General features: G+C 44.6%; 13 protein-coding genes and 1 pseudogene. 12 read left to right on the forward strand and 2 right to left on the reverse strand.

The genetic code is table 11. The annotated features are described in order from the left end of the window. The first annotated feature begins 315 nt into the window (after positions 1 to 315). The 6 genes and pseudogenes from ACGHVY_RS16620 (at position 316) to ACGHVY_RS16645 (ending at position 7,960) form a co-directional block, all read left to right on the forward strand. Positions 316 to 2,403 (forward strand): BT4734/BF3469 family protein, encoded by a 2,088-nt coding sequence (locus tag ACGHVY_RS16620; protein WP_308743918.1) that lies wholly within the window; start codon positions 316 to 318, stop codon positions 2,401 to 2,403. A 60-nt stretch (positions 2,404 to 2,463) separates the two neighbouring features. Then, positions 2,464 to 2,604: pseudogene (locus tag ACGHVY_RS16625) on the forward strand (ATPase); the annotation flags it as partial. Between the two features lie 190 nt (positions 2,605 to 2,794). Continuing rightward, positions 2,795 to 4,630, forward strand: a complete 1,836-nt coding sequence (locus ACGHVY_RS16630) for an ABC transporter ATP-binding protein (RefSeq protein WP_308743919.1) — start codon at positions 2,795 to 2,797, stop codon at positions 4,628 to 4,630. A 16-nt stretch (positions 4,631 to 4,646) separates the two neighbouring features. Beyond that, positions 4,647 to 6,623 (forward strand): LTA synthase family protein, encoded by a 1,977-nt coding sequence (locus ACGHVY_RS16635; RefSeq protein WP_390600004.1) that lies wholly within the window; start codon positions 4,647 to 4,649, stop codon positions 6,621 to 6,623. Between the two features lie 9 nt (positions 6,624 to 6,632). Then, positions 6,633 to 7,013, forward strand: a complete 381-nt coding sequence (locus tag ACGHVY_RS16640; protein ID WP_308743921.1) for a GtrA family protein — start codon at positions 6,633 to 6,635, stop codon at positions 7,011 to 7,013. Then, positions 7,010 to 7,960 carry a glycosyltransferase family 2 protein gene (locus tag ACGHVY_RS16645; protein ID WP_308743922.1) on the forward strand — a complete coding sequence of 317 codons (951 nt, stop codon included), beginning with the start codon at positions 7,010 to 7,012 and terminating at the stop codon, positions 7,958 to 7,960. Before ACGHVY_RS16640 ends, ACGHVY_RS16645 begins: the two co-directional genes overlap by 4 nt. Before the next feature lie 36 nt (positions 7,961 to 7,996). Here the strand turns inward: ACGHVY_RS16645 and ACGHVY_RS16650 are convergent, their stop codons facing one another. Both ACGHVY_RS16650 and ACGHVY_RS16655 read right to left on the reverse strand, forming a co-directional pair. Next, on the reverse strand, positions 7,997 to 9,697 hold the full coding sequence (locus ACGHVY_RS16650; RefSeq protein ID WP_390600007.1) for an ArnT family glycosyltransferase: 1,701 nt from the start codon (positions 9,695 to 9,697) through the stop codon (positions 7,997 to 7,999). A gap of 81 nt (positions 9,698 to 9,778) precedes the next feature. Then, on the reverse strand, positions 9,779 to 10,414 hold the full coding sequence (locus tag ACGHVY_RS16655; protein WP_390600009.1) for a viroplasmin family protein: 636 nt from the start codon (positions 10,412 to 10,414) through the stop codon (positions 9,779 to 9,781). Positions 10,415 to 10,553: 139 nt separating this feature from the next. Here ACGHVY_RS16655 and ACGHVY_RS16660 point away from each other — a divergent pair, with 139 nt between their 5' ends. From ACGHVY_RS16660 to speA, 6 genes are all read left to right on the forward strand, one after another. Next, a complete protein-coding gene (locus ACGHVY_RS16660; protein ID WP_390600011.1) occupies positions 10,554 to 11,156 on the forward strand; it encodes a nitroreductase family protein in 603 nt (200 codons plus the stop codon). 40 nt (positions 11,157 to 11,196) lie between these two features. Continuing rightward, positions 11,197 to 11,724: a shikimate kinase gene (locus tag ACGHVY_RS16665; protein ID WP_308743926.1), complete on the forward strand. Its 528-nt coding sequence runs from the start codon at positions 11,197 to 11,199 to the stop codon at positions 11,722 to 11,724. A gap of 221 nt (positions 11,725 to 11,945) precedes the next feature. Beyond that, complete coding sequence (locus ACGHVY_RS16670) at positions 11,946 to 14,447, forward strand: tetratricopeptide repeat protein (RefSeq protein ID WP_390600013.1); 2,502 nt, start codon at positions 11,946 to 11,948, stop codon at positions 14,445 to 14,447. 9 nt (positions 14,448 to 14,456) lie between these two features. Then, complete coding sequence (locus ACGHVY_RS16675) at positions 14,457 to 16,223, forward strand: HSP90 family protein (protein ID WP_390600015.1); 1,767 nt, start codon at positions 14,457 to 14,459, stop codon at positions 16,221 to 16,223. A gap of 10 nt (positions 16,224 to 16,233) precedes the next feature. Next, positions 16,234 to 17,304: a hypothetical protein gene (locus ACGHVY_RS16680; protein WP_390600017.1), complete on the forward strand. Its 1,071-nt coding sequence runs from the start codon at positions 16,234 to 16,236 to the stop codon at positions 17,302 to 17,304. Between the two features lie 70 nt (positions 17,305 to 17,374). Continuing rightward, positions 17,375 to 19,267 (forward strand): biosynthetic arginine decarboxylase, encoded by a 1,893-nt coding sequence (speA, locus tag ACGHVY_RS16685; protein ID WP_308743930.1) that lies wholly within the window; start codon positions 17,375 to 17,377, stop codon positions 19,265 to 19,267. Positions 19,268 to 19,281 lie beyond the last annotated feature (14 nt).

Raw genomic sequence — 19,281 nt, forward strand, 5'->3', positions numbered from 1 at the left:
AAGAGGGATAGGGTTGTGCCGACTATGAGAAATACCCTGAAATACAATGAGAAATAGGCGGATTATGAGTCGGAATATAGGATAAAGTATGAGAAATGCCTACTGGAAAATGTATTTCTCATAGTGTATCTGTTTGATTACCTATGCTTTATCCGAAAACGATGAGAATATGAGAAATGAAATTGAAAAATCTTTTCTAGTAGCGAAAGGTGGAACAAGTGCTTTTAAAATTTGTTTGTGTGGAATATTTACAGTACTTTTGTGCGTGGTAATAATCGCCCTACACAAAAACATGCAGGACAAACTAAATAAGTAATGAGAATAACACAAATCAGAGACGACGGCAAAGTGAACACTCTGCGGACGTTAAAAATCGAACAGCTCGTAGAGCTAATGAAAGTGGAAACCAAAGCGCAACTCGTCTCGGGAATGAGAGAAGTCCTGCCTTATATACTTCCAGGTGATAAAAATGACTATGTACAGAAAGTGCCGAAGCTACTTCCTGCAGCCGCCTTTGTCCGCAAGAATGGAATAATGACGATGGATGAGTACAATGGGGTTGTGATGATTCAGGTGAATAATCTGTCTGGGCTTATGGAAGCAGATGAAGTGAAAGAACGCGTGAAGGAGTTGCCTCAGACTTACCTTGCTTTTACCGGTTCGTCCGGAAAGTCGGTAAAGATATGGGTGCGCTTCACCTATCCCAATGACCTTTTGCCTGCTGACCGCGAACAGGCGGAGCTTTTTCATGCACATGCTTATCGGCTTGCCGTGAAGTTCTATCAACCTCAGCTTCCTTTCGACATTGAGCTGAAAGAACCTTCGCTGGAACAATATTGCCGTTTGACTTTTGATCCGGATTTATATTTCAATCCCGAGTCGATGCCTATCTATATGAAACAGCCGATGGCTATGCCGGGAGAAACGACTTATCGTGAACAGGTACAGGCGGAAGCTTCGCCCATGCAACGGCTTGCGCCGGGATATGATAAGCATCATGCGCTTTCTGTGCTTTTTGAGGCGGCTTTTGCCCGTGCGCTGGATGAGCAGGTGAGCTATTCTCCGGGAAATGATATACATTCTTTATTGGTTTGCTTGGCTGGGCATTGTTTTCGTGCCGGTATTCCTGAAGAGGATACAGTGAGGTGGTCCCGCGCTCATTATCGTTTGCCGAATGATGATTTGTTGATTCGGGAGACGGTGAAGAATGTGTATCGCACTTGCGAAGGATTTGCCGATAAGAGCAGTTTGCTGCCGGAACAGCTATTTGTAATGCAGATGGACGAGTTTATGAAACGGCGCTATGAGTTCCGCTTCAATCAGTTGACTTCACAGGTGGAGTGTCGGCAGCGGAACAGCTTTGATTTTTATTTTCGTCCGGTAGACAGGCGGTTGATGGCAAGCATTACGATGAATGCGCAATACGAAGGACTTAAACTGTGGGACAAAGATGTGGTGCGTTATCTGAACTCGGATCGTGTGCCAATCTATCAGCCTGTTGAGGAGTTTCTTTATGGACTTCCTCACTGGGATGGAAAGGATCATATCGGTGATTTGGCTAAACGGGTTCCTTGTAGCAATCCTCATTGGGCGCAATTGTTTCGTCGTTGGTTTCTTAGCATGGTGGCTCATTGGCGTGGGTTGGGAAAAAATCATGCGAACAGCACTTCACCTATATTGGTAGGCCCGCAGGCTTACAGGAAGTCTACGTTTTGCCGTTTGATTCTTCCGCCGTGTTTGCAGGCGTACTATACGGATAGTATTGATTTTAGCCGGAAACGGGATGCGGAGTTGTACCTGAACCGCTTCTTGCTGATTAATATGGATGAGTTTGATCAGATTGGTATTACTCAGCAGCCTTTTCTGAAACATATTCTGCAAAAGCCTGTCGTAAATACGCGTCGTCCGAATGCTTCGGCAGTGGAGGAACTTCGCCGATATGCTTCTTTTATCGGAACAAGTAATCATAAGGATTTGCTGACGGATACTTCCGGTAGTCGTCGTTATCTAGGTGTTGAGGTGACGGGCGTGATTGATGTTGTCCGTCCTGTCGACTATGAACAGCTTTATGCACAGGCAATGGCGGCGCTATATCATAATGAACGGTATTGGTTCGACGAGAAGGAAGAAGCTATTATGATGGAAGCTAATCAGGAGTTTGAACAGTCGCCGGCTATAGAGCAGTTATTCCTGGTGTATTATCGGATTGCGGAAGATGACGAGGAAGGGGAATGGATGCTTGCTGCGGATATATTGCAACGGATACAAAAGGCGAGTAAAATGAAATTTTCTCCCGGACAGGTTAATTATTTCGGACGGATTATGCGAAGACTGGGAGTGAAGTCGTATAGGAAGACGCACGGGGTTTATTATCATGTGGTGGCTGTTACTCAAAAAGATTAGCAGCACATATAGACTTTATTATTTTATAATAATTATCTTTGCGTAATAAAACGAAGAGGTATGAAGACAATGATAAGAAATCCCTTTATAACAAGCGGACGTGTATCTGCTGATTATTTTTGTGATCGTCACCAGGAGAGTGAACGTTTGGTGCGTGAAGTGATGAACGGGAATAGTCTGGCTCTTGTCTCTACCCGGCGCACGCTTTTTAGGTATTTGGTTGAAAGAAAGTTATTGTGTGAAATACTGGTGTCTAGGGTTTCAATGGCTATATGTCTGTCACTTTCTCGAAGGTGCTTCCCGATAAATCGCGTTAATAATTAGGTGAAACTGCTGTCAGTTAATCAGTTTTATTGTATCTTTGCGATCTTAACTCATTTTATCATAAATAATGAAAGAATTCCTACAACTGATGCGACGTTTTGTGTCGCCTTACAAAAAGTATATAGGATGGGCCGTGGTCCTCAATATATTGTCTGCCGTATTCAATATCTTTTCATTTACTTTATTAATTCCAATATTGAATATTTTATTCAAGACAGGAACGGGTGAAAACGTTTATGCTTTTATGGAATGGGGAAGTGCAGATGTAAAGGATGTTGTGGTAAATAACTTCTATTATTATGTTTCGCAGATCATACAGTCCTATGGAGCGTCAATGGCTTTGTTGTTTTTGGGATTATTCCTTGCATTTATGACATTGATGAAAACTTCGTGTTATTTTGCTTCTTCGGCTATAATGATTCCCTTACGTACAGGAGTGGTGCGTGATATTCGTATAAAAGTATATACAAAAGTTATGCATTTGCCATTAGGCTTTTTTTCAGAAGAACGAAAAGGAGATATTATAGCCCGTATGAGTGGTGATGTGAGTGAGGTGGAGAATTCTGTTACCAGTTCTTTGGATATGTTGTTGAAGAATCCGATATTAATTCTTTTTTATTTTACCACCTTATTGGTGACTAGCTGGCAGTTGACTTTGTTTACTATACTTGTGTTACCGGGTATGGGATGGCTGATGGGAAAAGTTGGTAAACGTTTGAAAAGAGATTCACTTGAAGCGCAGGAGAGATGGAGTGATACGATGTCTCAGTTAGAGGAAACTTTAGGAGGCTTACGCATTATAAAAGCATTTATAGCTGAGAGTAAGATGATTGCACGTTTTGTGAAATGCAGCAATGAATTACGTGATGCGACCAACAAAGTTGCCATACGGCAATCTTTGGCACATCCAATGAGTGAGTTTTTAGGAACATTGTTGATTGTGATTGTGCTATGGTTTGGAGGTGCATTAATTTTGGGTGATAGTTCTTCTATTGATGCTTCGACTTTTATTTTTTATATGGTTATTTTGTATAGTATAATCAATCCATTGAAAGATTTCTCCAAGGCTGGATATAGTATCCCGAAGGGATTGGCTTCAATGGAGCGTGTGGACAAGATTCTAAAAGCTGAAAATAAGATTAAGGAAATCCCGAATCCGAAACCGCTGAAAGGACTGAATGATAAAATAGAGTTTAAAGATATTAGTTTCAGTTATGATGGGAAGCGGGAGATTCTAAAACATGTAAATCTGACGGTTCCTAGAGGACAGACTGTCGCATTGGTTGGACAGTCGGGGTCAGGTAAGTCTACTTTGGTGGATTTATTGCCACGTTATCATGATGTGCAGGAAGGAGACATTACGATTGACGGGACAAGTATCCGCGATGTACGTATTGCCGATTTACGCAGTTTGATTGGTAATGTAAATCAAGAAGCTATCCTGTTTAATGATACGTTCTTCAATAACATTGCTTTTGGTGTGGAAAATGCAACGATGGAGCAGGTTGTGGAAGCTGCGAAGATTGCCAATGCGCACGATTTCATTATGGAGAAACCGGAAGGATATAATATGAATATCGGTGACCGTGGCGGAAAGTTGTCCGGTGGTCAGCGCCAACGTATCAGTATCGCCCGTGCTATTTTGAAGAATCCGCCGATTCTGATTCTTGATGAGGCTACTTCGGCTTTGGATACGGAGTCAGAACGTCTGGTGCAGGAGGCGCTGGAACGCTTGATGAAGACGCGTACGACGATTGCTATTGCCCATCGTCTTTCTACTATCAAGAATGCAGATGAAATTTGCGTGTTGTATGAAGGAGAGATTGTAGAACGTGGCAAGCATGAAGAGCTTATAGAACTGAACGGTTACTATAAACGCCTGCATGATATGCAGCAGTTGTAATGGAGTTTGAAACCAGATGAAAAGATTCTCCATAAAACGTTTTGGATACTACCTTTTGTATTTACTGTCAATACATGTAGTAGCTTTGCTTTTTTTCTTTGTTTTTCGACTTACACTATTTTGTTCCATTGATTATCAGTTCCCGGCAGATATTGAAGGCGATGTTGCTTTAAAGGCAGTCGCCTTTGTGCGTGGATTATGGTTTGATAATGTGATAGCATGTTATATCCTGTTGCTGCCTTTGGTGGCAGTATGGATAACGGCTTTGTTCAATTATACGGCCAAGTGGCTGTTCCGGTCAGTAGCTGTCTATTTCATTTTGTTTTATTCACTTTCTTTTATCATAGCTGCGGCTAATATTCCCTATTTTGAATATTTCTTTAAGACTATCAATTCTTCAATTTATAACTGGTTTGGATATGGTGGAACAACTGCCGGCATGGTGTTTGGTGAATCTTCCTACTATTTTCCAATCTTTCTGGGCATATTATCTATCGTATTATTCGGTTGGGGAGTGTTTTTCTTAGCCTCATATTTTTATCGCCGAAGCGAGACAACGATATCTCGGATTTCGTGGAAAAGCCGATTGGCAATACTTCCCCTAGGAGCTGTTTGTGTAGGGCTATGTTTGTTTGGTATCCGGGGGCGCACAGGGTATAATCCGATTAAGGTAAGTCAGGCGTATTACTGTGATGACCCGTTCCTGAATCAATTGGGGGTGAATCCAGTCTTTAACTTGCTCACAAGTACGTTGGATGATAACCGGAAAGAGAACCGGACGCTGCATCTGATGTCGGAACAGGAAGCTTTGAAACAAGTACAAAACTACCTGCAAAGAAAAGGTGTGGCGGATATTTCTCCGATTGCCCGGAAGGTGGAGCGTGAAGGAGTGCCCAACCGGAAAAACGTGGTTTTGATATTTATGGAATCTATGTCTGCCGATCTGATGGGTAGTTTCGGTTCTGATAAGAAGTTGACCCCATATCTGGATAGTTTATACCGACAGTCATTGAGCTTTGAACGTTTCTATTCATCGGGCATTCATACGAATCACGGCATTTATTCTACGCTTTTCTCCTTTCCTGCAATAATGAAACGGAATGCGATGAAAGGTTCGGTGATTCCTGTTTATTCGGGACTGCCCACTGTGCTGAAAGATAATGGGTACTGTAACTTGTTCTTTATGACGCATGAGTCTCAATATGACAACATGAATGCGTTTCTTCGTACCAACGGATTTGATGAAATCTATGCGCAGGAAAATTATCCTTCGGAAAAAGTGGTGAACAGTTTTGGCGTGCAGGATGATTTCATGTATCAGTATGCACTTCCGATATTAAATGAAAAAGCAGATACGGGCGAGCCTTTTTTCACCGTATTGCTGTCTATCAGCAACCATCCGCCCTACGTCATTCCCCCTTACTTCCATCCTCATAGCGAAAAGCTGGAAGAGCAGATTGTAGAATATGCCGACTGGTCTATCCGGCAGTTTATGGATGCGGCGGAGAAACAAACGTGGTTTGATAACACGATCTTTGTATTCCTGGGTGACCACGGTAAGATGGTGGGTACACCGGAATGTGAGATGCCCCAATCTTATAACCATATTCCGCTGATGATTTACGGAAAAGATATTCCGCCGACTGTACACAATGGATTCGGAGGGCAAATAGATGTAGCTCCTACTTTATTGGGAATGCTTAATATGAGCTATTTGCAGAACAACTTTGGTGTGAATCTTCTCGAAGAAGAACGTCCGTGTATGTTTTTCACGGCAGATAACCTTATTGGAGCAAGAGATTTGACTCATTTGTTTATTTACTCTCCAGACAATCAACAGGAATTTAAGTATAAACTGGAAAATGAAAAATTGCATGTTGCTGCCGATGACGAAGGCTTCGGACTACTGAAGAATTATTGTTTCTCGATGTTGCAGTGTACGGAACAGATGGTGAAAGAACACAAGACCATTGACAGGGCTGCTGTTAAATAAATGTATTCTATGGTAACAAAATCGGTAGTTAGAGAATTTGTGCGCTTTGGTGTGGTTGGTGTGATAGCCACAGTGCTGCATTACGGGATTTATTATTGCTTGAAGTCGGTCGCCAATGTGAATGTAGCTTATGCAGTTGGATATATAATTAGTTTTATCGTGAACTTTTATCTGACTTCGTATTTTACTTTCGGAACGTCTCCTTCGTGGAAGAAACTGGCAGGAATGGGAGGAGCACATCTGATAAATTTCCTGTTGCACATGATTTTACTGAATATTTTCTTATATTTGGGTATTTCTAAGACATGGGCTCCTATTCCGGTATTTGCGATAGTGATTCCTGTGAATTTCCTGTTAGTACGGTTTGTATTTAAACATAAAAAGCTATGAATGGTGTGAGACTTATAATTGTGGTTCCTTGTTATAACGAGGAAGAAGTGTTGAAAGAGACGACTCGGCAATTATCTGGTGTCCTTACCCGAATGGAGGAGGAAGGGAAGATAGCTGAAGGAAAGATATTATATGTCGATGACGGAAGCAAGGATTTGACCTGGCCATTGATAGAGCAATTGTCTGAATCGAATATATGCGTGGCTGGTTTGAAATTGGCACACAATGTCGGTCATCAACAGGCTCTTTGGGCCGGATTGGAGCTGGTGGCAGGCAGTGATTATGATGCCGCTGTATCTATTGATGCCGATTTGCAGGATGATGTGAATGCTATTGTAGAAATGGTGGATTATTTTTCACAAGGTGTTGATGTGGTATTCGGCGTCAGACGAGAACGTAAGACGGATACATTTTTTAAGAAACATACAGCGCAGCTGTTTTATAAGCTGATGAGTACAATGGGAGGAGAGATTGTCTATAATCATGCGGATTTTCGCCTGATGAGCAAACGGTCTTTGAAAGCATTGGTTTCTTTTCCGGAACGTAACCTTTTCCTTCGCGGAATGGTCTGTCTTTTGGGGTATGCCACTGCATCTGTTTATTATGACCGTAAAGAGCGCTTTGCCGGTGAATCCAAATATCCATTCACGAAGATGCTGAATTTTGCGTTGGATGGTATCACTTCTTTCTCTGTCAAACCGTTGCGGTTGATTACAACTTCGGGGCTTATCTTTATGCTGGTTTCTTTCTTTGCCATCATTTACGCTTTGGTAGAGTTTATCGGTGGGGATGTTATTAGGGGATGGACTTCGTTGCTTATCTCCGTGTGGTTTATCGGTGGAGCTATTCTGACTGCTGTCGGTATTATCGGTGAGTATATCGGTAAAATATATAAGGAAGTAAAACGCCGTCCGCGTTATCTGATAGAAAAAGAAGTAAACCTGTAAGGGTTTACTTCTTTCCGATATTCTTCTTTTTTGATTCTATTTTTTCTCTTTAAAGTGATATAGATAGATTATATCGCGAATGTCACATCCTCTTTTCGGACTTTGATATACTTCTTCAAAGGAGTATCGCGACTCATATCTGGGTTTGAAGCCCTCGAAATCATGCTTTCCTACTAATAAATATCCTTCTGACGGCATGTCCTTTTCAAACAAACCTATCTGGTCTTTGTGATAGAAGTTAACAGTATAGAAACGTAGCATATCTACGGCTATATAGGAGTATATCTTACTGCCGGAAGCAATTTCCTGAATTTCTGTAGCCATTCCCTTGTCCGACTTGGTATTCAGTATGGCAGGCTGATAAGCGCCATCTAAAGACATAAAGAGCGAGAACGTTACAAAAAGCGTGGCATATACTAATTTCATATCAGGTGCTTTCTGCTTGATTGTATGGAAAAAGTAGATGGCTCCGAGCAAAGGTAAACATATCACAAGGATATGACCGGCATTGAGCGATATATTTTTCAGGGCATTTAAGAAAGCGATGTTTTCAGCAGCATGTCTGCCGTGGAAGATTGTATCAGGTACTAATCCCAGTTGGATGGCAATGAATGTAGCTAGGAGAAGAATACCTGCGACAGACAAAAAGCCGCCATATACTTTGATTGCTTTGGAGTGCCTGCCTGCCAGATACATGATGTATTCTGCCAGGAAATAGGCAATGAACGGGTAAATAGGTAATAAGTAGACGCTGCGTTTGCTCTTGGGGATACAATAGAAAACAAAGATAAGTACAATGCTTAATAAAGAAAAAAGGCGTGTGTTGTCCATCTCTCGGATGTAGGTCGTGAGTTTATTCCACCATTCACGGGGCTTGCCGGTCACTTTGGTATAAGTCAGCGTAAAGAGGGAAAGTAAAACTAACAATGTATAAGGTGCGTAGCCGGACACAACGGTGATGATGTTGTAGTAGGCCGGGTTCTCGTGAGATTCATAACTCATTTTTCCCATGAAACGTCCGAAGTTTTCTTCCATAACTAGCGCGATGAAGTTGTCTCCTCCCTGTTGGTAAGCGGCAACGTACCAGATAGCGGGCAGGATGCAAGAGGTAATGGCAATCAATGCCATGGAAAAGAAGGCTTTGAAGAAGTTGGTGCCGCGCAGAAGCAGGTAAACACCGGTCACCAGGCAGGGGAGAAGAATTCCTACCGGTCCTTTGGTAAGTGTGGCGCAGCCCATCAATAAAGTGGCTATCCAGGGAAAGCCTCTTCGCTCCTTCTCACACCATCGGTAAAGTTGGTATAAAGCAAGGACTATAAAGGCGGTTAGCATCATGTCTACGCGGCAGTTCATCCCAGCACGGTGCACTTCGAAATTGCTGAGGGTAATTAATCCCATGAGCAGGGCGATACCGGTTCCTCTACGCTTGGCATAGAATAAGAATCCTCCTAATACCATCGCTATCAGGGCTAGAGCTGACGGCATACGGGCTGTATATTCGGTCACTTCGCCCGTAATAGAAGAAATGGCAGCGATACACCAATGAAAGAATGGTGGTTTATAAGCAATATCTCCACCATTATTGACCGGCAGAATCCAATTGCCGCTTTCGAGCATTGAATACGAAACGATGGCTTCGCGTGGTTCTCCTTTTGTATGGAAATCGGTTAGCCCTAAAAAGGGAAGAAGGGTGATGACACAAACAATAGTCAGAAGAATAAATTGTTTATTTCTCATATATTTATAATATGTGTTAGATGTAAAAACTTTCAGCGTTCAAAGATAGGAAGATATTTGAGTGAATTTGGTCTGATTTTCTTATTTTCTGCCAAAATCCGCCGGAATCTCCCCCCATTCTTTCGTTTCCCATTTCAAGATACGTGTGGTGTAGGTATTCTCCCTCAGCCACTTTTCCGCCCGTTCTATCAGCAGGAACAATTCTTCGGTTTCTTTGGTACGGGGAAGTTTGGTCTTGCATTTTTTCTGGCGTACCCAACTGATGGCATTGACGCTGTCGCTATAAATAGGCATATCGAATCCTTTTTGTTTCAATAGCGCCAGTCCGTGCACGATGGCCAGGAACTCACCGATATTGTTCGTCCCTTTCATCGGTCCGAAGTGGAAGATTTGCTGCCGGCTGGCAATGTGTACCCCACGATATTCCATGGGGCCGGGATTGCCGCTGCAAGCAGCGTCGACTGCCAGGCTGTTGTCAATCACGCAAGCAGGCAATGTGTCCGGAGAAGCTTTTGTTCCGCTTGGTTTAGCTTTCGCGTTTTTGCCGATATAGGCGTAGGGAGACATGGTGAGTGCCTGCTCGGCTTCTTCGCGAGTATCGAATGATTTGTATTTGGCGGCTTCGTATCCTTTGATTTGAAGCTGGCAATCCGTCCAGGAGGTGTAAATTCCGGGCGTGACGCCTTCCCATACTACGTAGAATTTCTGTTTAGCCATTTTTTGACGATGAATTAAATAGGGTCAATGAATTGACGGTGCGAAGGTACAAATATATTCTCTAACTGAACAAGTTAGAGGCGCTACTTGTTATAAAAAAAAGAGAGTTTAAGAATATGAACTAAAGAAAGGAGCTATCATGGAAAAATCTTTTAGCGAGGCTTTAAAACAACGTCGGACTTACTATTCAATTGCTAATCAGTCGCCTATACCGGATCAGGAGATAGAGTGTATCATCAATATGACAGTGCGCCACGTGCCGTCGGCATTCAATTCACAGACTACACGCGTAGTCTTGCTGTTGGGAGAATCTCACAAGAAATTGTGGCAGATTGTAAAGGATGCGTTGAAGAAGATTGTGCCGGCCGAGGCTTTCGTAAAGACAGAAGAGAAAATAGATAATTCATTTGCCTGCGGGTATGGAACCGTTTTGTTCTTTGAAGACCAGAAAGCGGTCAAAGGACTTCAGGAGGCTTTCCCGTCTTATCAGGAAAACTTTCTGGGATGGTCATTGCAGACTTCGGCAATGCATCAACTCGCTATATGGGTAATGCTCGAAGATGTAGGTTTCGGAGCGTCGCTGCAACATTATAATCCGTTGATTGACGAAGAAGTGCGCCGCGCATGGAATTTGCCGGAACACTGGCATTTGATTGCGGAAATGCCGTTCGGGCTTCCTACCGCCCAACCGGGGGAAAAAGAATTCCAGCCGTTGGAAGAACGGGTGAAAGTTTTCAAATAATGAATTAAATGACTAATTTTGTGAGCAAAATTAGTCATTTATGGTTCGTATCTTCCTTACCGGCTATATGGGTGCCGGAAAAACGACGTTGGGCAAGGCTTTTGCCCGTAAGATGAATGTACCGTTCATTGATTTGGACTGGTATATCGAAGAGCGTTTTCACAGAACTGTTGGAGAATTATTCACCGAACGGGGCGAAACAGGATTCAGGGAACTGGAAAGGAGCATGCTCCATGAAGTAGCCGAGTTTGAGAATGTGGTAATTTCTACGGGAGGTGGAGCGCCTTGTTTTTTTGATAACATGGAATTTATGAACCGGGTGGGGAAGACGGTTTTCCTTGATGTGCATCCCGATGTGTTGTTCAGGCGCTTGCGTGTAGCCAAACAGCAACGTCCCATTCTTCAGGGAAAAGAGGATGACGAACTGAAAGCGTTCATTGTGCAGGCGTTGGAGAAACGCGCTCCTTTCTATACTCAGGCACAGTATGTCTTCAATGCCGACGAATTGGAAGACCGTTGGCAGATTGCCGCTTCCGTTCAGCGTTTGCAACAACTTCTCGGATTATAAAAATAGAATTTTTGCATAATTACAGGCACGGATTACGCGGATTTCACGGTTCCTCTAAATATATGTATTGTAGAGCGACAGTGTAATCTGTGTAATCCGTGCCTGAATCGTGTATCAGACTTTATCTTTTTTGATTCTCTTTTTTGTTCATTCGGTCAATATTTGTACCTTGGCGCTCGTTACGAGATTTATAATATAAAAACAAGGTAAAAACCTACATCATGGAAACATTAAAAGAGAATTTTGAGAGATTATCTGCTAAAATTAAGACTTCAGGAAAACCTGCTGCGGCATGGTTCCCGCAATACACGACGACTTCATTATTGAATGCTGAAAACTGGTGGGAGGCATTGGCTGTGTGCGAATATGCTTTGGATACCCGGGAAGACGAGAAACTGACGGAAGATTTCTTTGAACTGATATTCAGTGCGTTCGACTGTAATGTCGAGGTCGATCTCAACGAAGAAGAATATGAATTCTGGTGGGAGAAGGTGATGCAGGTATGCGACCGTGTGGCTGTATTCAGCGGTGCGGGGTGGGCACAGAAAGGTGCCCAGTATTCCGAAGCCCGCTGCGGAAAACGTGATATGAGTTATTTGTTCCCATTCTACGAAAAAGCTGCCGATATGGGGTGGGCGGAAGCGGAAGCGACCGTTGCTTATTGGAAACTTATGGGATTTTATTGCGAACAGGATAAGGAAGAAGGTGAACGTCGTTTTGCGGCTCTTTCTTCTCCCGAAGCTCTGTTGTGGGGAAAACATTATCGTGCTTTTGCCGAGGAATTTACAGGCAATAAAGAGAAAGCGTTGCAGATACGTCAGGAATTGTTGGACGAACTGCCCGAAGGACATCGTTTGCGTGCCCATACCTATGCTGCGCTGGGAGATGCACTCGACAGGGAAGAGGGGAATGTGGCGGAAGAAGCTGCTTGTTATGAGAAATCATTGGAGATAGTTCCGAATTTATATACTCTTAAAAATCTGGGTACGCTTTATTTCCGTTATCCGGAACTGGGCAAACCGAAAGAACTGGCCTTTGAACTTTGGGAAAAGGCCTGGCGTGCCGGTGTGTGGTCTGCTGCTGGCTTCCTGGGATATAATTATCAGGAAGAAGAGTGGCTGGATATGCCCAAAGCGATTGAATGGTTGGAAAAGGGAGTGCTCTATTGCGAGTTGTACAGCGCGTATGAGTTGGCACTGATTTACTTGTACAATGATGACTATAAGAATGTGAAACGGGGGCTGGCGTGTCTTGAGGCATGTGTGGCAGATGATTATGTGCCGGGTATCGAGGGACTGGCAAACGTGTACTTCAACGGTGACTTGGTGGAAGAGGACATGAGCCGTGCGAAAGAGTTGCTGGAGAAGGCTGTTGGGCTGGGTTCGGGAAATGCAGCCTATCGTTTGGGATGGATGTATGAACGCGGCTTCTTGTCCGAAGAACCGGATTATGTCAAAGCAATGGAGTATTATGAGAAAGCGGCTTCGATGGAAAATGCTGACGGATACTGCCGTGCGGCTCTTTATCTGGCAAACGGGTATGGTGGTGTGACGGATGCCGTGAAATCAAGGGAATATTATGAGAAGGCGGCTGAGTTGGGCTCCTGTTTTGCTTTGGTAGAGTTGTCGTTCTTATATGAGAATGGTGACGGAGTGGAGGAGAGTTATGAAAAGGCTTTTGAACTGTGCAGCAAGGCTGCCGGTGAGGGTTATCCTTATGCTATGTTCCGTGTAGGGCTTTATCTGGAAAAAGGTGTTCTAGGTGAAGCGCGGCCGGAAGAGGCTTTCGGATGGTATATAAAAGCTGCCGAAGCAGGTGATACGGATGCGATTTTTGCGTTGGGACGTTGCTATAAGCATGGGCTCGGTACGGAAGAGGACTTCGACAAGGCGCTTGAATGGTTCTCCAAAGGGGGGGAAAAGAATGAAGCCCGCTGTCTGACTGAGTTGGGGCTGGCTTATGAGAATGGTAACGGAGTGGAAGAGAACCCGCAAAAGGCTGTGGAATATATGACGCAGGCGGCGGAGCAGAATTATGGTTACGCCCAGTTTAAAATGGGGGATTACAACTTCTTCGGTTACGGCTCCTGCCTGGAAGATAACAAGAAGGCCGTAGAGTGGTATGAAAAGGCGGTTGCCAATCAAGTTCCTATGGCTATGATACGTATGGGTGAGTATTACCTGTATGATTATGACAGGCTGAATGAGTCGGAAAAGGCTTACTCGTATTTCAAAAAAGCTGCCGATGAGTATAAATGGTACAGCGAAGGGCTGGGTATCTGTTATGAGATGGGTATCGGAGTGGAAGATAATGAGACGGAAGCCTTCAAATATTACACACTGGCTGCGGATAGCGGGAATGTGGCAAGTATGTATCGCACCGGACTTTGTTATTATAATGGAGTAGGCGTGAAGGAGAATTACGCCGAGGCCTATCGCTGGTTTGCGGATGCGGCGGGTAACGAGAATGTCGGCGCGACTTATTATCTCGGCAAGATGCTGATGTACGGCGAAGGTTGCACGCCCGATCCGGAAACGGCTGTACAATGGTTGATGAAAGCTGCCGAAAAAAATAACGATAAAGCACAGTTCGAACTTGGAAACGCCTATTTGATGGGAAATGGTGTAGAGGAAAATGACGAGATTGCTATGGAGTGGTTCGAGAAGGCTGCCGAGAACGGCAATGAGAAAGCTCTTAAAATCACCGGAAGAAGGAGAAAATAAGAAAGGAACATGGAGAAAGAAGAAAATAAATTGTTCCAGGTCAACCTGAAGGGGATGATTGCCCTGTTGTCGGAGCATATTTATAGTAATCCGAATACTTTTGTCCGGGAGTTATTGCAGAATTGTGTGGATGCCATCACGGCACTGCGCAATATTGACGAGAATTATGCTGGCCGTATTGATGTCTTCCTGAATGATGATAAAACGGTGATATTCCGGGACAATGGAATCGGGCTGAAAGAAGAGGAGGTGCACCGCTTCCTTACTATTATCGGAGAAAGTTCGAAACGGGATACGCCCGATGCGGATGACTTTATAGGCAGGTTCGGTATCGGACTGTTGTCCTGTTTTGTGGTTACCAATGAGATTAGGGTGGAAAGCCGTTCTGCAATGGGCGGGCAGGCTGTCCGCTGGTGTGGAAAGGTGGACGGCACGTACGAGCTGGCTTTGTCTGACGAGGAGCAGTCAATCGGTTCGCAGGTGGTGTTGCATCCCAAAAGTGACTGGATGCATCTTTTTGAGTACGAGATGTTTAAAAAGATACTGGTCAATTATGGCGAGGTGTTGCCTTATCCCATTTACCTGCATTATCAAGGTGAAGAGGAGCTGGTGAATACGCCTTCGCCTGTATGGCTCGATCCGAAATCGACCCGTAAGGAGTTGCTCGATTATGGGGTGAAGGCTTTCCGGTCGTCCGCCCTCGATGCTTTCAGGATACGTACTGAAAGCGGGCGCGTGGAAGGAGTGCTTTATGTCTTGCCTTTCCGTACGCAGTTTTCCGTGCGCAATTCGCATAAGGTATATCTGAAACGTATGCTGCTGAGCGAGGACGACTGCAATCTGCTGCCACCGTGGGCATTCTTTATCCGTTGTCTGGTGAATGCGGACGGGCTGTTGTCTACCGCTTCGCGGGAGTCTTTGGTGAGCAATGATTTGCTGAAGGATGCCCGGAAGGAGATTGGAGCAGCTATCAAGGATTACTTGCGGGGACTGGTGCAGAATAACCGTACCATGTTCAATAAGATTATGGATGTTCATCATTTCCATATCAAGGCGATTGCTTCGGAAGACAATGAATTGCTCCGCTTGTTTATGGATTATCTTCCTTTTGAGACGAATAAGGGAATACGTAGTTTCGGAAGTATCCGTTCGGCGGGCAATGTGATATGCTTTACCCGGAATCTGGAAGATTTCCGGCAAGTACGGCGTATCGCCGGAGCGCAAGGGTGGCTGGTTGTGAATGCCGCCTATACGTTTGATGAGGCGTTGTTGAGAAAGTATGTCCGTCTGAATCCGGAACTGACGTTGGATGAAATATCTCCTTCACGGCTGCTGGAACAGTTTGGAGAAGTGGAGTGCAGGATGGAGTTTCAGGCTTTTGAAGCAAAAGCGAATGAGCTGTTGAAGCGTTTTGGCTGTGTTTGCCGTCTGAAACATTTTACACCAGTGGATATTCCGGTGATATTTGTGGCTGAGGAGAAGGAGAATACAACGAAGAGTGCCAATAATCCGTTGGCTGCCGTGCTGGGGTCGGTGAATGCCGCAAAGCAGGTTCCGCCTACGTTGACGTTCAATGCCGATAATGAGATGGTGCGGACTTTACTGCAAATACAAGGAGACAATAAAATGTTCCAGCATGTGGTGCATATATTGTATGTGCAGTCGCTCCTGCAAGGGAAATATCCGGTGAACAGCGAGGAAATGGAACTCTTCAATCATTCGCTCAGCGAACTGATGACATCGAAAATGAATGATTTTATTAACTTCCTGAATTAATTGAAAGAATATGAGATACACGCTTGAGATACAAAAACTGCTGTTGCAGACTCAGAACGACAGCCTGCGTCCTCGTGAGAAAGCGAACCTGCTGAAAGAGGCGATTCGCATTGCGGACGAGAATGAAGATGTGGAATGGGCCACGGAGATGCGGCTCGACCTTATTTATGAACTGAATCTGCTTTCGGCGGATACGGAAGAGATTACCGTATTCTCTAAAATCCTGGATGATTATGAAAATCATAAGGACATCATCAAAGAGGATGATTTGCTGTGGAAGTATAAGTGGATATGGGCCTGCACGTTCGATGTGCCGGACATTCCGATGGAACAGGTGGAAGCGGTAGGCGAGGATTATAAAGAGCGTATTCTCCGGAACGGGTATTCTCTGCGGAGTTATTACCACCGCTGGTCGGTAGAGTGTGTATGGATGCGGCAGTATGACAAGGCGAAAGAGTATATCGACAAGATGCTGGCTGAGAAGATTGACGGCCAGTCGTGTGAAGCCTGTGAACTGAACTTTATGCTGGATTATTTTCTGGAGACGGGACAGTTTGATGAGGCTTACAGCCGGGCGCAGCCGTTGATTAACAAGCAGGTGACCTGTTATGAGGCCAACCTTCGTGCTTATCTGAAACTTTCTTATTATGCGCTGAAAGCCGGCAAGCCGGAGATTGCCGCCGATATGTGCGCACGTGCCGAAGAGGCGCTGGCGGGAAGAGAAAAGGATGAGTACTTATTGTCATACATGGGGCTGTTTGTCGCTTATAACATGATGACGAAGCCGGAAAGGGGTTGGGAGTATATAGAACGTTGCACGGACTGGAGCTTGCGCAGCAATTCGCTGAAGAAATATCGTTTCTCGTGTGACATGGTGGAAACCTTGAAATATGCAGACCGTCAGGAAGTCCGGCTCTCTTTGCCGGAAGAGTTTCCTCTTTATCGTGCGGACGGGGTCTATGCCGTTTCCGAGCTTCGCGATTATTTCTATCAGCAGGCTGCCGATTTGGCACAAAGATATGATGCCCGTAACGGAAATAGCGGATATACAGACCGATTGAAAGAAATTGTGTCCAATTAATTGGCAACATGTAGATTAATCTGTATTTTTGCCGTCCAATTATTTACTAAAAACACCGAATTACAGAAAAATGAGAAAGTGGCGTATTGAAGATTCTGAGGAGCTCTACAACATCACAGGTTGGGGAACCTCGTACTTTAGTATTAATGACAAAGGTCATGTTGTTGTTACACCGCGTAAGGATGGAGTGGCTGTCGACTTGAAAGAACTGGTCGATGAGTTACAACTGCGGGATGTGGCATCTCCCATGCTGTTGCGTTTTCCGGATATTCTGGACAACCGTATCGAAAAGATGTCGTCCTGTTTCAAGCAGGCGGCGGAAGAATACGGGTATAAAGCCCAGAATTTTATTATCTATCCGATTAAAGTCAATCAGATGCGCCCCGTGGTGGAAGAGATTATCAGCCATGGAAAGAAGTTCAATCTCGGACTTGAGGCCGGTTCTAAACCGGAACTTCATGCGGTGATTGCTGTCAATACGGACTCTGACTCATTGATTGTCTGCAACGGTTATAAGGACGAAAGTTATATTGAACTGGCTTTGCTTGCGCAGAAGATGGGCAAGCGTATCTTCCTCGTTGTGGAGAAGATGAACGAGTTGAAGCTGATTGCCAAGATGGCGAAGCAACTCAATGTGCAGCCCAATATCGGTATCCGCATCAAACTGGCTTCTTCTGGCAGTGGCAAGTGGGAGGAATCGGGCGGTGACGCCAGCAAATTCGGCCTGACTTCCAGTGAGCTTCTCGAAGCACTCGATTTTCTTGAAAGCAAAGGAATGAAGGAGTGCCTGAAGCTGATTCATTTCCATATCGGTAGCCAGGTGACGAAGATCCGCCGTATCAAGACGGCTTTGCGTGAAGCGTCACAGTTCTATGTGCAGCTTCATTCGATGGGGTTCAACGTGGAGTTTGTGGATATTGGCGGCGGATTGGGGGTTGATTACGACGGTACCCGTTCGTCAAACAGTGAGGGCAGCGTGAATTATTCCATCCAGGAGTATGTGAACGACTCAATCTCTACTTTGGTGGACGTGAGTGATAAGAACGGCATCCCGCATCCGAATATCATTACGGAAAGTGGACGGGCATTGACAGCACATCACTCGGTGCTTATCTTTGAGGTGCTCGAAACGGCTACTTTGCCGGAATGGGATGACGAAGAGGAAATTGCTCCTGACGCGCACGAACTGGTGCAGGAACTATATGGTATATGGGATTCGCTGAATCAGAACAAGATGTTGGAAGCATGGCACGATGCCCAGCAGATTAGGGAAGAAGCGTTGGATTTGTTCAGCCACGGAATTGTGGATTTGAAAACCCGTGCGCAAATCGAGCGTCTGTACTGGTCTATCACGCGTGAGATTAATCAGATTGCCGGTGGTTTGAAACATGCACCTGATGAATTTCGTGGATTGTCCAAATTGTTGGCAGACAAGTATTTCTGCAACTTCTCGCTGTTCCAGTCTCTTCCAGACTCTTGGGCGATTGACCAGATTTTCCCGATTATGCCTATTCAGCGGTTGGATGAAAAACCGGAACGCTCGGCTACCTTGCAGGATATTACGTGCGACTCGGACGGCAAGATTGCAAACTTTATCTCTACACGCAATGTGGCTCATTACCTGCCTGTGCACAGTCTGAAGAAAACAGAGCCTTATTATTTAGCTGTTTTCCTGGTGGGGGCTTATCAGGAGATTCTGGGAGATATGCATAATCTGTTCGGTGATACGAATGCCGTGCATGTTTCTGTGAATGAGAAAGGATATAATATAGAACAGATTATTGACGGAGAAACGGTGGCGGAAGTATTGGACTATGTACAGTATAATCCGAAGAAGCTGGTGCGTACGCTCGAAACTTGGGTTACGAAATCAGTGAAAGAAGGTAAGATTTCCCTGGAAGAAGGGAAAGAGTTCCTTTCCAACTATCGTTCGGGACTTTACGGATATACGTATTTAGAATAACCCGGCAAGGCGCC

The sequence above is a fragment of the Bacteroides sp. f07 genome, assembly GCF_042854785.1.
Taxonomy (GTDB): Bacteria; Bacteroidota; Bacteroidia; order Bacteroidales; family Bacteroidaceae; genus Bacteroides.